The sequence below is a fragment of the Paenarthrobacter sp. NPDC089322 genome, from assembly GCF_040684895.1.
Classification (GTDB): Bacteria; Actinomycetota; Actinomycetes; order Actinomycetales; family Micrococcaceae; genus Arthrobacter.
The window spans coordinates 40,850-54,746 of record NZ_JBFBGW010000009.1 but is presented as its reverse complement, the minus strand read 5'-3'; the positions used below and the strand labels follow the sequence as shown (position 1 = coordinate 54,746).

Annotated in this window: 12 protein-coding genes; 5 read left to right on the top strand and 7 right to left on the bottom strand. The window is 58.0% G+C overall.

What is annotated here, in order from left to right; genetic code table 11:
- Positions 1–117: 117 nt before the first annotated feature.
- The 7 genes from AB0N65_RS11230 to AB0N65_RS11200 all read right to left on the bottom strand — a co-directional run bounded on the left by AB0N65_RS11230 (position 118) and on the right by AB0N65_RS11200 (position 7,920).
- On the bottom strand, positions 118–1,308 hold the full coding sequence (locus AB0N65_RS11230) for an amidohydrolase family protein (protein ID WP_364161133.1): 1,191 nt from the start codon (positions 1,306–1,308) through the stop codon (positions 118–120).
- Complete coding sequence (locus AB0N65_RS11225) at positions 1,286–2,089, bottom strand: GntR family transcriptional regulator (protein ID WP_364161131.1); 804 nt, start codon at positions 2,087–2,089, stop codon at positions 1,286–1,288. The genes AB0N65_RS11230 and AB0N65_RS11225 overlap by 23 nt, the downstream gene beginning before the upstream one ends.
- 9 nt (positions 2,090–2,098) lie before the next feature.
- A complete protein-coding gene (locus AB0N65_RS11220; protein ID WP_364161129.1) occupies positions 2,099–2,902 on the bottom strand; it encodes an ATP-binding cassette domain-containing protein in 804 nt (267 codons plus the stop codon).
- A 44-nt stretch (positions 2,903–2,946) separates the two neighbouring features.
- Entirely contained in the window at positions 2,947–4,050 is a 1,104-nt protein-coding gene (locus AB0N65_RS11215) for a substrate-binding domain-containing protein (protein WP_364161127.1), read from the bottom strand.
- A gap of 60 nt (positions 4,051–4,110) precedes the next feature.
- Positions 4,111–5,043: an ABC transporter permease gene (locus AB0N65_RS11210; RefSeq protein ID WP_364161125.1), complete on the bottom strand. Its 933-nt coding sequence runs from the start codon at positions 5,041–5,043 to the stop codon at positions 4,111–4,113.
- A 144-nt stretch (positions 5,044–5,187) separates the two neighbouring features.
- Positions 5,188–6,282 (bottom strand): DUF917 domain-containing protein, encoded by a 1,095-nt coding sequence (locus tag AB0N65_RS11205; RefSeq protein WP_364161123.1) that lies wholly within the window; start codon positions 6,280–6,282, stop codon positions 5,188–5,190.
- A gap of 36 nt (positions 6,283–6,318) precedes the next feature.
- Positions 6,319–7,920 carry a hydantoinase/oxoprolinase family protein gene (locus tag AB0N65_RS11200; RefSeq protein ID WP_364161121.1) on the bottom strand — a complete coding sequence of 534 codons (1,602 nt, stop codon included), beginning with the start codon at positions 7,918–7,920 and terminating at the stop codon, positions 6,319–6,321.
- A 204-nt stretch (positions 7,921–8,124) separates the two neighbouring features.
- Between AB0N65_RS11200 and AB0N65_RS11195 the strand changes: the two genes are divergently transcribed.
- The 5 genes from AB0N65_RS11195 (at position 8,125) to AB0N65_RS11175 (ending at position 13,895) form a co-directional block, all read left to right on the top strand.
- Positions 8,125–8,568: a hypothetical protein gene (locus tag AB0N65_RS11195; RefSeq protein ID WP_364161119.1), complete on the top strand. Its 444-nt coding sequence runs from the start codon at positions 8,125–8,127 to the stop codon at positions 8,566–8,568.
- 360 nt (positions 8,569–8,928) lie between these two features.
- Complete coding sequence (locus AB0N65_RS11190) at positions 8,929–9,801, top strand: sugar ABC transporter substrate-binding protein (protein ID WP_364161117.1); 873 nt, start codon at positions 8,929–8,931, stop codon at positions 9,799–9,801.
- 6 nt (positions 9,802–9,807) lie between these two features.
- Positions 9,808–11,325 carry a sugar ABC transporter ATP-binding protein gene (locus AB0N65_RS11185; protein WP_364161115.1) on the top strand — a complete coding sequence of 506 codons (1,518 nt, stop codon included), beginning with the start codon at positions 9,808–9,810 and terminating at the stop codon, positions 11,323–11,325.
- Complete coding sequence (locus AB0N65_RS11180) at positions 11,322–12,302, top strand: ABC transporter permease (RefSeq protein ID WP_364161113.1); 981 nt, start codon at positions 11,322–11,324, stop codon at positions 12,300–12,302. Before AB0N65_RS11185 ends, AB0N65_RS11180 begins: the two co-directional genes overlap by 4 nt.
- Before the next feature lie 33 nt (positions 12,303–12,335).
- A complete protein-coding gene (locus AB0N65_RS11175) occupies positions 12,336–13,895 on the top strand; it encodes a hydantoinase/oxoprolinase family protein (RefSeq protein ID WP_364161111.1) in 1,560 nt (519 codons plus the stop codon).
- Positions 13,896–13,897: the final 2 nt, after the last annotated feature.

The following is a 13,897-nucleotide window of genomic DNA, read 5'->3' as shown; positions in this document are numbered from 1 at the left end:
CGATTGACGCGGACCCCCGGAACACTAATCACCGCGTCGTGTTTCGCCGGGGAAAACATCCGGAGGGCCGGGATGACGGGCTGTTCGTTGTAGCCGGGGGTCCCGCTGCGCATCTCTTCATCTTGTGTACGAGATTGTGCCGTTCTGGATAACGCACTCAGGCTTGTTGAGCGCATGGATGTCAGCCGTTGGATCTCCTTTAACCATTATCAGATCGGCGATCAGCCCTTCAGTTATGGATCCGATTTGGCTGTCCATTCCCACTGCTTGTGCCGACCCCTTGGTAGCTGAGGAGAGTGCCTCTGCGGGGGTCAGCCCGAGCGATACAAGTAGTGCCATTTCTTGTGCGATCGATCCGTGAGGGTTGTAAGGGGTGCCTCCGTCAGTTCCCGCCGCCAGCCGGACCCCGGCCTCATGGGCTGTGCGGAAGCTTCGTTCATGATTACCCCAGGCCCGAAGAGCCTTTTCCTTCATCCACTCCGGCAATAGGTCGGCTTTGGCTAGGAGCTGGTTGGTGGCGCTGAGCGTTGGAACCAGCATGGTGCCAGACTGCACCATTCGCTGGCACAGGGATTCGTCCAGTTCAACCCCGTGTTCGAGTGAGTCAACTCCGGCTTCAACAGCGTTTCTCGCCCCTTCGAGGCCTGTCGCGTGCGCTGTTACTTTCTTGCCGGCATGGTGTGCGGTCCGTACGATGGCGCCCAATTCTTCTGGCATGAGGGCTGTTTGCCCGGGTTGAACTCCCTTTGTCACGATCCCTCCGGTGGCCATCAGTTTAATGAAGTCCGCGCCCTTGGATAGTGCTTGACGGGTCTGGAGAATGGCGGAGTCTACGCCGTCCACGAGACGCCCGATCTGGCTTCCGTGTCCGCCGGTCATTGTCAACATTCGGCCGGCGGGAAGCACTCGAGGACCTGGGATCAATCCTTCCCTCTGCGCCTGGGACAGGCCGACAGCGAGATCATGTGGTGAACCGCAGTCCCTCACAGTAGTCACACCAGCTTCAAGATGCATTCGCAGCGAAGTCACGGCGATGGCTGTAAGGAATGAAGATGATTCCGGAGTGTTTTCGAAGCGCTCGGGAAGGCTGTCGTAAAAAAGGTGCGTGTGGCAGTCGATCAGGCCTGGCAGAACTGTAGAGCCTTTGCCATCAATGACCACGCCGTCTCGTTCGTCGGCCTTGGAGGTCATTGAGGCCTTGGTGACCTCAACTATGAGGTTGCCTCGGATGATCACCTTAGACTCAGGGCGCATTTGAAGTGTTTCCGTGTCGAAGATGTCGACGTTATTGAGCACTAGTTGTTTCAACGAGGCCTTCCTTGGGCTGTAAGTCGTAGTTGGGGTTTGTCCCTGCGGGACCAAACATCATTTCCATCTGCAGTTGGTGCCGTTCGCGTACGACTTCTGCAATCCGTTCCTCGTTACGCGCAGTCACCGCGCTGAGCAGCCGGTCGTAATGATCAAGTGTCTGGGCCCGCCGCCGGGGAGTGAACTCTTCCAAATAGCCATCGTGGGCGAAGACAAACGAGAGAAGGTTGAGAAGGTGCGAGAACTGGCGCTTTAAGAATCGGTTTTTTGTTATGGTTGCCGCGAGGATGTGCACGTGCACTGTCCGCTCTGCAAATTCCATGGTTGATTCCTCCGGATGGGCATGGAGCCTGTCCACCTTTAGCGCCAACCGGTGCAAGTCTTCCCCGCTGGCTCGCCTGCTGGCGAGGACCAGGATTTCGCGTTCCAAGGTTGTCCAAGCTTCGACAAGGTACGGCAGATCGGATTTGGGGATAGGGTCGTAGAGCGATTCGAGCGCTTCGGGCACTCGACCCAAGCTCAAAACGGTAATTCCCCCGTTGCGTCCCCTGTTAACTTGGACGACTCCAGCGGCTTCGAGGCGGTCGATGGCGGCGCGTACGTTTGTATGACCGACTCCCAGTTCTGTTGCGAGGTCCCGCAGGGCTGGAAGTTTGCTGCCCACGTCGTAAACGCCAGCTCTGAGGTCATCCACGATGAGGATGAGGGCTTCATCCGCCATCGTGGCGATGCGGCCAATTCGGTCCATCGTGGGTGCCTTAGCCGTCTCGTTGCCGTTCATCTTGTCCTTCTATGGGTTTCCGGTCATTGCTGCGCCAGTGATCCACATGACGAGGTCTTCTACGGATGAGCGCCTGGTATGAAGGTTTGCGATTAGCCTTCCTTGAAACATGACCAGGGCCCTGTCAGCTATCTCGTGGACTTGTGGAATGTTATGGCTTACAAGAAGGACGCCAATGCCCTGGCGGGCAATTTCTCTGATCAGTTCGCCAACCTGATGCTGCTCCTCCACTCCGAGCGCAGCTGTCGGTTCATCCATGATCACGACCTTACTTCCCCAGGTTGCCGCCCGTGCTACGGCGACGGCTTGGCGTTGGCCACCCGAAAGATCCTGGCACTTTGTGCGTACCGAGGGCACCCGAATGCTTAGCCCGGCCAGTTCAGCGGCGGAACGTTTGTCCATTGCTTTGTAGTCCAACATGCCCAGTATTCCGCCCAGCACTGTTTTTCGGATTTCCCTTCCGAGGAATATGTTGGCGGCAATGCTTAGATTGGGGGCCAAGGCCAGATCCTGGTATACCGTTTCGATGCCTGACTCCCGGGCATCATGGGAGGATCTCATGGAAGTCGGAGTGCCTTGGACGTAAACGGAGCCGGTTGTGGGTGCGATTGCACCGGACAACAGCTTCACCGTAGTGGATTTCCCGGCGCCGTTGTCGCCCACCAAGGCTACAATTTCGCCCGGTGCAATGTCGAAGCTGACGCCGGCTAGGGCGGTTACCGCTCCATAGCGCTTACCGAGGTTGCGGGCCGAGAGTGCGCTGCCCGCCATTGGCGGTTCGTCCCCCGATGGAATCGGTAGAAGGGCGTTCATGTCTCCTCCTTGAATAGGTTCATGAATCGTTGTGGGAGCTTTCATCAGGAACCTGCCAATCCGAGCTTCTGCAGTACACCTGTGTCGAGCAGGTATTTGCTGCTTTCGTCGGGTGCAGGGGCCTTGATGGCGATTCCATCCTTGAAGAACTCGTCAACGTTCTCTTTCGTGAGGGTGTTTTGGGGGGCAACAGTCAGTTCGGGCGGCGTGTGTCCGTCCATCATCGCTTTTGCCATGGCAAGTGAGTAGCCAGCCCAGTAGTTCAAGTAGACGGCACCTTCGGAGATCCAGATGGGGTTTTCGCGCAGATTTTTGAGGCCGTCGGGCGAAGATCCCGTTGATGCCAGCAAGGCATCATTTGTTCGGCCCGTACTTTCAAGAGCGGCAAGGACTCCGAGGGCTTCGTCGTCGTTCACGGTGGTGATAGCGAGATGCCGTCCCGGTGGGATCAGCTGCAGGGCATCCCGAAGGGCGGTGGAGGAGTCGGCCAAAGTCGCTTTTCCGTCGATCTGGACGAAGTTCTCACCTATCGTCGTGGTACTTGACGTGATGTCCTCTTTGGGCGTCCTGGTCAGGCCTGGGAACTTGGAGCTGAATGCCTCGTATGAGCTGCTTGCCAGGCCTTGGGGATTCGATCCGCCGGCAGCGTAGTTCACCGCGATGAAGGTGGTGTCGTTGGCAGTCCAGCCACGTTTGACTGCTTCGGCCGCGAGGTTGGAGCCAGCGTCAGCGCCGTACTTTTCGTTTGAGATGTTGAAAAGACTGCATCCCTCGATTGCGGTGTTCATGGCGATGCATTTCTTTCCTGCGGCAGCGAAGGTTTGCGAGATCGCGGGCTGTACTCCGTCCACAGATGTGAAGTCGATGAGCACGTCGGCCTCGCTGTCTGCCATCAGCTTCGCGTTATTCAAAGATGCACTGGCGTCAAAGGCATTGTCGTAAGTCTCGATGCCCCACTGAAGCTTCTGGGCGTACGTTTTGAAGCTGTCCGATATTGGTCGGAACTGAGATGCCTGGTCTGAAATGTTAGCGAAGGCCACGTGGACGCTGTCGTCCTCTGCGGACTGACTGCTCGATCCTGCAGAGCAAGCGGGCACCGCCACCAGCAGCAGCGCCGTGAAGAGGCCTGCGGAAGTGGTCGTTGTCATGCGCGCTGGGCTGAAAGCTGGCTTTTTTCCCATTGTTTTCTGGTCCATTTCGATTTGTCGTCAGGATTCGTTGTTCCGGGAGAATGAATCCCTGATTTTAGTAAGGCCGACGGCCAGAAGTAGAACCGCTCCGGTGATGATGGTTTGGTAAAAGGTGTTGATCTGGAGCAAGTTGAGGCCGTTCGCGATGACGCCTAGCAGGAGTGACCCCAGAACTGTTCCCAGGATCGTTCCGCGTCCTCCGTAGAGAGCTGCTCCTCCGAGGATGACCGCGGTGATTGTGGAGAGCGGGGCGTTGGAATATGAAGTGGGAGATGCTGCTTGCAGTTGGCTGGCGGCAATCACTCCGGCGAATGCGGCGAAGCAGCCAGAGGCGATGTAGATGGAGGTAGTGGCCCGGTCGGCCCTAATTCCCGCCCTGCGAACAGCTTCCCTGCTCCCTCCCAGGGCATACATGATTCGGCCCCAGATGGTGTAGTGCAGTATGAGCGTGGTCAGCAGTGCAAGACCAATGAACATAACTACGTCCCAGGTGAGACGGCCGAAGACTGGCCCGGTGAGTCCCTTAGCGGCCGGGCTGCTGACGATTGTCGTTACTCCATTGTTGAACAGAAAGGCTGCGCCACCTGCTACCGAAAGGGTTCCCAGTGTCGTGATCAGGGGATTCACCTTCAGTTTGGTGATGAAGAACCCGTTGACGAGCCCTACGGCGGCTCCGATCGCTAGGGCAGCGAAAATGGCAACAACAACGCCGACGGGCCCCGGTACTGTGTTTACAGTGGTGGCGAAGACGATCCCGGCCAGGGGAAGAACTCCCCCGATTGAGAGATCAAAGCCTCCTGTAATGATGGCTAGAGTTTGTCCAATTGAAGCTATGCACAGCACGGCCATGGCCTGGAAGATGGCTACGACGTTTCCAGTGCTTAAGAATCGATTGCTTGTCAACGCCAGGACTGCGCAGAGCAATACCAGTACTGCGACGAGAATCGTCATGTGAAGAGCGTCTTCTCCAGCCAGCTGCCGCAGGCGGTGCATGACCTTCTCACGCGTGCTCGTGTTTTCCGGGAGGCCAGGGCGGTGCAACCGTGGTTCGGCCGCTCCGGCAGAGGTTTGCGCCATGGAAATGCTACCTATCTGTTAGAGACTGTTAATCCTTGTTTGTCGCCCGGAGAAGGGTTCATATTCAAAATCGAAGTTGAACCTTGAGGGCCCGCCGAGAGCAAGTCCCTCCGGGCTGAGCCAACGTTCGTCGCAGGGGAGTGCAACAACCCGCACTTTGTATCCGTAGCGAACGTTTTCGGTTGTGAGTGCAAGACCGCTGGTGTCATCAATGATGGAAATTATGTCCGGTGCTGAGGCCAGGACCCTCTCCGGCGTCCGCGCGGACAGGTTTTCGTTGATGACGACGATCTGGAGTCTGTCGCCTTTGTATGAACCCGTTCCTTCGATGGATACCAATCCTTTTCCGAAGGCTCCCTCGATGTCCTGGCGCAGTGCTGTTATCCGTCCTTCAAATATCTGTGTCCCGCCAGTGAAGTCCAAAACCTCTGCCCAGGACGCTTCGACGTCAAGGGATGCATTTCGGAGGATCTTGCCAATTTCCTCCGCCTTGGTGAGGGTTCCCGGTACAAGTGCGTTTCTCAACTCGCCGGCGGTGTTGCACATCGCCGCTGCTCCGACTGCCGCACCAAACTGGAGTGAAACGATCCGGCCGATGTTTTCACTGATTCGTCCGTCATCGGTTGCAACGGATACCTCAGTACCGTGATCGTCAGCCACTACTAAGGGGGCCATTGGGTATCCGGCGAGGTTGGTAAGGGTCATATCCGTTTCTGGGTACGCCCTTCCCATCGTGTCGGCGTCGACGACTGACAATCCCATCTTTGCCGCCAGGCCGATCGGCAGAAGCGAGTTCACACCGCCAATTTCGCCGGCGAACAACGCGCTGATCCTCTTTCCTGTCAGCCGTTGTAAACCGGCAAGAGCGCGTTCGAGTTCCACGCCGAACGGAAACTTCTCAAGAAGGGCAAGGGGTGCACCAATAAGGAAGGGTGTACTGAGCACCGCTTCTTCAGGTAGTTCGTTGAGTTCCAGCAGGGGAACGGGACCAAATTCTGACAGATAGGCCGAGGCAGCTAAGGCGCCTCGGTAGGGGTCACCCCCACCCCCTGAGGCCAATACGGCCGACCCTCTTGCGATGTTCTCAACTGAGAAGTGGTCGAGCATCCTCATTGTCTTGCCGTTCCTTTCCTTGAGGCTGGATGTTCATTACGGAGCGACACGCAGGTCAGCGTACGCGTCCATTGGCACAGCTCCGACGGCCCTGATTCGGATGCGCGCTGCGCTTTCGGTGAGGTAGTTCAACGTGATGACGTCTTCTTCCACAATCTGGATACTTGCCGGATCAGCCCCCGCAGCGATTGCTGTGGAGATCGCGGCCTGCCGACAGGTCTCGACAGTGGCCTCTCGATCTACGCCCAGAGCGACAACGCGGTCGATTTCGCCGGACACTTGGGGGATTGCTGCGCCCACAGCATTAGCGACCTGGAAGTAGTCGGGAACGACACAGTGGGATGGCTCGCGCAACCGGTAAGGGTCGACAATCAGTGACCCTCCGCCTACGAGGATCACCGGCAAGGGCTCTGCAGATCCCCTCACCACAGCGATTAGCGAGTCGATTCTCTCGTGCCAGTCCTCGACGGAGGATTGAACGAAATCTTTATCGAGTCCGGCAACTTTGGAAGCATCACCCACGGCGGCGATGCCGGCGGCGACTGCCACGTCTGTGGCCGTGACTTCTGTTCCCCCGAAGATGAGTGCCTTGCTGCTGATTTCATATCCGACTGACCTTGGGCCTACGGTGACCCCGTCCTCTGGCCCCTTCGTGATCAGACTGCCTCCGCCAATGCCTACCGATAGGACGTCGGGCATCCTGAAGTTGGTACGAATTCCCTCCACATTCAGTTCCGCCGCCGCTTCCCGGGGAAAGCCCCGGACCAAAGTGCCGGCGTCCGCTGTTGTTCCGCCGACATCCACCACAACCGCATCGTCGAGTCCCGAAAGAAATGCTGCACCGCGCATGCTGTTCGTCGGACCGGAGGCGAGAGTCCGCACGGGGTACTTGGTTGCGTACTCGGCGCTCATGACGGTGCCATCATTCTGGCTAATAAACAATGGCGCGTGGATTTCGGCGAGGGAGAGCGCGGAACGGAAGCGTGAAAATGTGCGGCCGGCGAGGTCCGTAAGCGCAGCGTTGATGATCGTTGCGCTCTCCCGCTCCAGCAGCCCGAGCCGGCCAATCTCGTGGGAGAGGGATATCGACGCGACAGGAATGAGTTCGTGGAGCAACTTTGCCACCTGTAGTTCCGCCTCGGGTGACACCGGGGAGAAGGGGGCGCACAGGGCGATATTCGAGATCCCCTTGGCCTTTATGGACTCCGCGATGGACACCACTTCGCTTAAGTCAACGTCGCTGATCGGCTGCCCATTGAAATTTGAGCCTCCATGGATCAGGTACGGGGCGAGCTGCACGGCATCCAGCATGTCATGGGGCCATCCGCCGGCGACCGGAATGCTGGTATTGGCTGGGAGGCAGATTCTGATCGCCGCCACACGCGACAGATGAGAACGCTCAACAAGGGCATTGGTGAAGTGCGTGGTACCTATCATGACGGCCTCAATCGAGGAATGGCTGACAGCCGTATCCTCCAGCAGTTCCGTCAGTGCAGCGACGATTCCCTCATCCACGTTCCGGGACGTCCTGGTCTTCACCCAGGAGATAACCTCGCTTCCCGACATCAGGACAGCGTCAGTGTTTGTCCCACCCACGTCCAGACCTACCCTGTACCGCTTCTCCACAACCGGCTTCACTTCTCACTCCATCGCTCGAAAAGTTCTAAGTGCTATCAATTATACGTTTTGTGACTCAAAGCGCTAGCCCTCAGCGTGCACAACTCCCATCTTTTTCGCGCCGTTACAAGAAGCCTTGACGCTGCAGCGCTCTTAAAGGTCTAATCAATAGTACTTTTGAGGCGTGCCTCACAAAGGTCCGTACTTGGCGATGGGAGAAACACAGTGGCCTTACTCAACGGCAAAACACCCACAGCGTGGTGGGAGGACTTTCTAAATGAACTTGTCATGGGCAAGACCGGCAATCAGGTAGAGGAGGATCTGGAAAAGTTCACGACCCCGGATTTCTGGAGGCAGGACTTTGACCGAATCATCGACAGGGCAATGCTGGGACACCACTGCGAGTTCGTCCGCTCACTTCCGGACGTCAACGAGATCGAAGTTGAAGTCCGTCATGCCAGCTTCGATGGCGAGTACTTCGCCGCCGACCATACTGTCGCTGGACCGGGCGGAAAGACCGGGCGGTACAAGATCGAGGTCCTAACCTTCGCCAAGATCGAAAACTCCCGTGCAGCATGGATTCGGGAGCTCTATTGGTCAGTTGAGGGAGAAGACACCTCGTGGACCGACGAATTCGAGACCTATCCAAAGTCAGCACCAACCTCATGAACGGCACTCCGGAGCGGGACATCCGAAAGGGTTGGCCGGCAAGGCCGCTCTGGCCAACGGCTTGCAAGCTCTGGGCACGCCGAGCGTGCCCAGGCCTGCCCCCTCGGAATTCACCGTCTGCCCGCCTAGTGGGTATCTCCGCTTGCAGGCACTGCCGCGCTTGAGTCTTTCCTGTCCGAAGTCACCCCATATCAAAACCGAAAGCAGTTCAAACGCATGAAACGACCCACATTAACAACACTCGCGGCCCTTGGCGCCGCCGTTCTAAGCCTCAGTGCCTGCAGCTCAGGCTCAACAGGCACGTCTGCTTCTGGCGAGACTAAAACGGTCTGGTATGCCGACGTTATGGATTCAAACCCCATGGCCAGTGCCATCGCTCAGGGCTTCTACGACACCCTCACCAAGAATGGCATCAAGATGACACGGTCCCTCGCCGTGGACTCGAACACCGGAGCGATCGATCTTTCTGTTCAATCCCAGGCGTTGACCAGGGCGCTGGCGTCGAGTCCGGATGCCGTGGCCTACTTCGTGCTTGACCCTTCCGCTTCGCGGCCCCAAATCAGTCAGGCGATGGATGCAGGCATCCCTGTATTCGCATCTTTCGGTAAGCCAGAATTCGACGTGAGCGCCTATATACCCCTAAACGACGACAACAACGGCTACGTCAGCGCGAAGTATCTCGCTGAACGCCTTCCGGCAGGCGCTGAGGTAGCGATACTTGGTGGCCCGGCCACCCCCAACGTCAAAGCCTTGGAGCAGGGCGCTCTCAGTGCATTCCAGGAGGCAGGCGTAAAAATCGTAGGTGATGTGGAACAACAGCGAAACCTCGACGACAATGCCGACGGAGGCAAGAAGGTTATGCAGGGCATCCTGCAGCGCTTCCCCAAGGTACAGGGGGTTTTTGCTTACAATGACGACTCCGCCATCGGTGCCATAGCTGCTGCCAAGCAGGCCGGCGCCGACGTCAAATTCACCAGCCGGAATGGGACCGCGGACGCTGTTGCTGCCGTCAAGTCAGGCGACCTTCTGGCTACCTGCGACCTCCAGCCAATCCAGTTTGGACAGTCGCTCGGTCAAGCAGTAGTGGACCAACTGAAGGGCAGCAGGAAGTACTCAAATTCCGAGCAGATCGCTGGCCCCGACACCTCAAAGTGCCTGATCACCCCCGAGAACGCCGGTTCGTGGAAGCCATATGACCAACAGCTGAACTACCGAACCATCCCTATGGGCTGATCTCCCATGACCACTCTGATAGGCCTTCAAAACGCCACTGTGGAGTATTCCGGCTCACGTGCGCTGAACCAGGTGAATTTGAGCGTCAACGCCGGAGACGTCCTTGCCATCGTAGGCGCCAACGGTTCCGGTAAGACAACTCTCCTGAGCGTCCTTACCGGGCAGCGGAAGCCCAGCGACGGGGCCGTTGTTGATAGTGACGGCGTCGTGGAACTGGCCAGCCCCGCTGATGCTTTGGCCCGTGGCATTGTCCTCGTTCCCCAAGAACCAATGATGGCACCAACACTCACAGCCTGGGAAAACCTGTTGCTGGGGCAGTGCAGACTGACAGGAGCAGCACCTGACCGGGCGGCAAGAGCTTCCGCCAAGGACAGGGTCAGGTCCGTCCTGCCTCATGTGGACCCCTTACGCCCTGTGGATGAACTGCGAAAGGCGGACCGGGCAGTTCTTGCACTGGAACGCGGGATGCTTGCCCAGCCCCGAGTTCTCGCCCTGGACGAACCAACTGCCGTCCTCGGAGAGCAAGGTGTTGCTCTGGTGGAATCGGCCACGCGGCAGGTGCGCGAGGCAGGGGGAGCGGTTGTCCTTGTCAGTCACCGACTACGGGACATTGTTCGTCTGGCCACACGAGTCGCGGTCCTGGTGGACGGGCGACTGGTTCTGGACCGCCCAGTCGGCGAGGTGTCAGTTGAGGAAATTGTGGATACCCTGGCCGCCGGACGTAGCGTGGCAACCCCAGCTCAGCAAGAACAGCGGAAAGCAGCACCAACCGGACGCGCTCTCCTTAGCCTCAGAACGACCCGTGCGCACTCCGGACTGGACATCCCGGACCTTTCAGTGCGGTCCGGTGAAATTGTCGGACTCGTAGGAATGGCAGGCAGCGGCAGGACTCGATTGTGCAAGCTCGTAGCCGGGGTGCAAGGCGGACGGCAGGGAGTCTATTTTCAAGGGTCGCCGCTGCCTTCCACTGCCGGGCGATGCCGCCGGAGCGGAATCGCATACATCCCTGAAGACAGACTCGCCGAAGGGATCTTTCCGACCCTTTCAGTCGCAAAAAACATCGAAATTGGCGATCTGGTCCAAAACTCGATGAGCAAATTCCTTGGATCCTCGCCCAGCCGTTTGCGGACAAACGCGGTCCTCAGGGATTACGGCGTCAAGTCACCATCCTTAACAGTGGATGTAACTGCGCTCAGCGGCGGAAACGCTCAACGAGTAATCGTGGCGCGGGAGCTAATGAACGAACCGGCCTTGCTTGTCGCCGACGAGCCCACCCAAGGTGTTGACCGCGTCGGACGTGGCGCGATTCACGCTACGCTTCGAGGCTACGCCTCCCGGGGAGGAGCCGTGCTCGTCGCCAGCTCTGACTTCGAAGAACTTCAGGAGCTCTGCGACCGCCTTTACGTTATGGCAGACGGGCGGATTGTCAGCCAAGAAACCCCCCAGGCCAGCTATTCCCGGCTGGTTGCTCTGGCCTCCGGCGTCATAGAGAACGCCCCAGCATGGACGGAACCAATGACATGACCAAGCTCGATATGGATATGAAAACGGCCGGCGTATCACTCTCCCGGGCACGTTCGTTGAACTCCCAGCTGACCGATCTGGTACTACCGCTGGCCCTTCTGGCACTGATCGTCTTCGGGATGACGTCATTCCCTTCCTTCGGTACAGCGGGAAACCTGCTCAACATCCTCACATTCTCGTCAATCCTGCTTATCGTCGCAGTCGGGGAAACCTTCGTAGTCATTGGCCGGGGAGTTGACTTGTCCGTAGGCTCAATGGTTGGGCTTTCGGGCGCCGTGATGGGCATCCTAATCCTGGACGGGTGGCATCCGCTCATAGCCGCCGTTGCGGCGTTGGTGCTGGGATGCTTGATCGGCTACGTCCATGGACTGCTGGTAGCGCGGCTCAGGATCTCTTTTCTCATCGTCACGCTTGGTAGCTTTTCCATCCTCCGCAGCCAAGCCCAGGTGTTGCTGGAGGGACAAAGCAAAACCGTCTCGATGCCCGTCATGGAGGCACTGGCGACCGGACGGATCGGTCCAGTTCCCAACCTTGTATTCGTCGCGGTCATTGTCTATGCCGTTTCTGTAGTCGTACTTCGCTGCACAGGTTACGGGAGGGCGCTTTACGCAGTAGGATCCAGCCCCGAGGCTGCCCGCCTGGCAGGTATACCCTCGGCACGGGTCACCATCATCGCATTCTGCATCAGCGCCGGTACTGCGGCTTTTGCCGGGTTGCTCACGGTAGGTTCTCTGGGTTCAGCCCAAACGACCGCCGGAACCGGCATGGAGATGGCTGCATTGAGTGCCGTTTTGCTGGGTGGAACCCGCTTTTCCGGAGGTTTCGGCAGTGCCACGCGCACGCTCTTCGGCGTGCTTTTCCTTGGCGTGCTCAATTCAATTCTTTACGCCGCAGGGGTGAGTTCATTCTGGCAGGGAACAGCCTCCGGGCTGGTGTTGATTGCCGCCGTTGCATTGGACCGCACCCGCAAAGACTGAGCGGGCAACAATAACTAGACAGAAAGAAGCGCCATGCCTTTACGCATTGGAATCGACGTAGGTGGAACCAACACTGACGCAGTCGTCCTGGACGGGGACCGCGTCATTGCAGCCACCAAGTCAAGCACCACGGACGATGTCACGAGCGGCATTTTGAACGCCCTTAGAGAGGTACTCGGGGAGGCCGACCCGGCCGCCGTATCTTCGGTTTTCATCGGAACCACTCATTTTATTAATGCAATCACCCAGGCAAAAGACCTTGAACCGGTAGCAGCAATCCGACTTGCTACCCCGCCTCAGACCCTGCTTCCAATGGTTGACTGGCCAGATCGGCTGCGGGCAGCGGTGGGCGGACATGTCTATGTGTGCGCCGGGGGCTCCCAGTTCAACGGTGCCGCACTGAACGACCTGGACGAGGAAGCGCTTAAGAGCGCTGCAGACGATATCAAATCCAAAGGCATCCGCCACATCGCTCTGAGCTCAGTCTTTTCAGTCGTTAATCCCGAAATTGAGCTCCAGGCTGAAGCGCTCTTGAAAACCTGGCTCCCCGGCGCTACCGTTACCCGATCCGCACTTATTGGGCGTGTAGGTCTGCTGGAACGTGAAAACGCAACGATTCTGAACGCGGCTCTCTTGGGATTGGCAGACCGGGTGATCGACGGACTGGAACGCGTCATCGCCGGTGTGGGTATTTCGGCCCCTATACTGCTTTCACAAAATGATGGCACGGTCATGGACCTTGACCGAGCACGAATGTTCCCCATCTTTACGATTGCGTCCGGACCCACAAATTCAATGCGGGGAGCGGCCCTCCTAACAGGAATCAAAGATGGGGTGGTGGTGGACGTTGGAGGCACCACATCCGACGTTGGCCTCCTTCAACACGGATTCCCACGTGAGTCAACGGTTGCCATCAGCATGGCCGGGGTACGTAATAACTTCCGTATCCCTGACGTACTTTCCCTCGCGCTAGGAGGCGGCACCACGATTTCCGCCAACGGTGAAGAAATCGGCCCCGAAAGCGTAGGATACCGGATTCGCAACGAAGCTCTCGTTTTTGGAGGCTCTACCCTCACCTTTACCGATATCGCCGTAGCAGCAGGTGTCAGAGGCATCGGTGTTCCCCAAGCCGTCGCAAGTATTTCCCAAGAAACCATTCAAAGGGTACTGGACACCGCCAGTGAGCGTCTGGTTCAAGCCATCGAAAGGGCGAAACTCTCCGGTAAGGACACGCCGATAATCGCTGTAGGGGGCGGCGCGCCGCTGCTTGCTGCGGTGCCAGGACTGGACGCACTCATAATCCCTGAGAACGCTGGTGTAGCCAACGCCGTCGGCGCCGCCTATGCAGAAGCAGGCGGTGAGGTTGATCGAGTTTATGCCTTGGAAGGCACCAACCGATCTGCTGTCCTACAACAAGCCAAGACAGAGGCCATGACGCGAGCAGTTGCTGCAGGAGCAGATCCGCAGTCTGTGCGAATCATTGAGGCCGAGGATGTGCCGCTCACCCACCTCCCAGGCGGATCAGCCGTTCAAGTGCGAGTGAAGGCTGTCGGACCCTTCTTGAACCAAATCGCAGTATTGGAAGGACACTAAAC

What these genes read in the sequence shown, in the direction of transcription:
- AB0N65_RS11175 (WP_364161111.1), top strand. Translation starts at nt 12,336, where the DNA reads ATGCCTTTACGCATTGGAATCGACGTAGGTGGAACCAACACTGACGCA.
- AB0N65_RS11180 (WP_364161113.1), top strand. Translation starts at nt 11,322, where the DNA reads ATGACCAAGCTCGATATGGATATGAAAACGGCCGGCGTATCACTCTCC.
- AB0N65_RS11190 (WP_364161117.1), top strand. Translation starts at nt 8,929, where the DNA reads ATGGCCAGTGCCATCGCTCAGGGCTTCTACGACACCCTCACCAAGAAT.
- AB0N65_RS11215 (WP_364161127.1), bottom strand. Translation starts at nt 4,050, where the DNA reads ATGACAACGACCACTTCCGCAGGCCTCTTCACGGCGCTGCTGCTGGTG.
- AB0N65_RS11220 (WP_364161129.1), bottom strand. Translation starts at nt 2,902, where the DNA reads ATGAACGCCCTTCTACCGATTCCATCGGGGGACGAACCGCCAATGGCG.
- AB0N65_RS11225 (WP_364161131.1), bottom strand. Translation starts at nt 2,089, where the DNA reads ATGAACGGCAACGAGACGGCTAAGGCACCCACGATGGACCGAATTGGC.
- AB0N65_RS11210 (WP_364161125.1), bottom strand. Translation starts at nt 5,043, where the DNA reads ATGACGATTCTCGTCGCAGTACTGGTATTGCTCTGCGCAGTCCTGGCG.
- AB0N65_RS11205 (WP_364161123.1), bottom strand. Translation starts at nt 6,282, where the DNA reads ATGAGGATGCTCGACCACTTCTCAGTTGAGAACATCGCAAGAGGGTCG.
- AB0N65_RS11185 (WP_364161115.1), top strand. Translation starts at nt 9,808, where the DNA reads ATGACCACTCTGATAGGCCTTCAAAACGCCACTGTGGAGTATTCCGGC.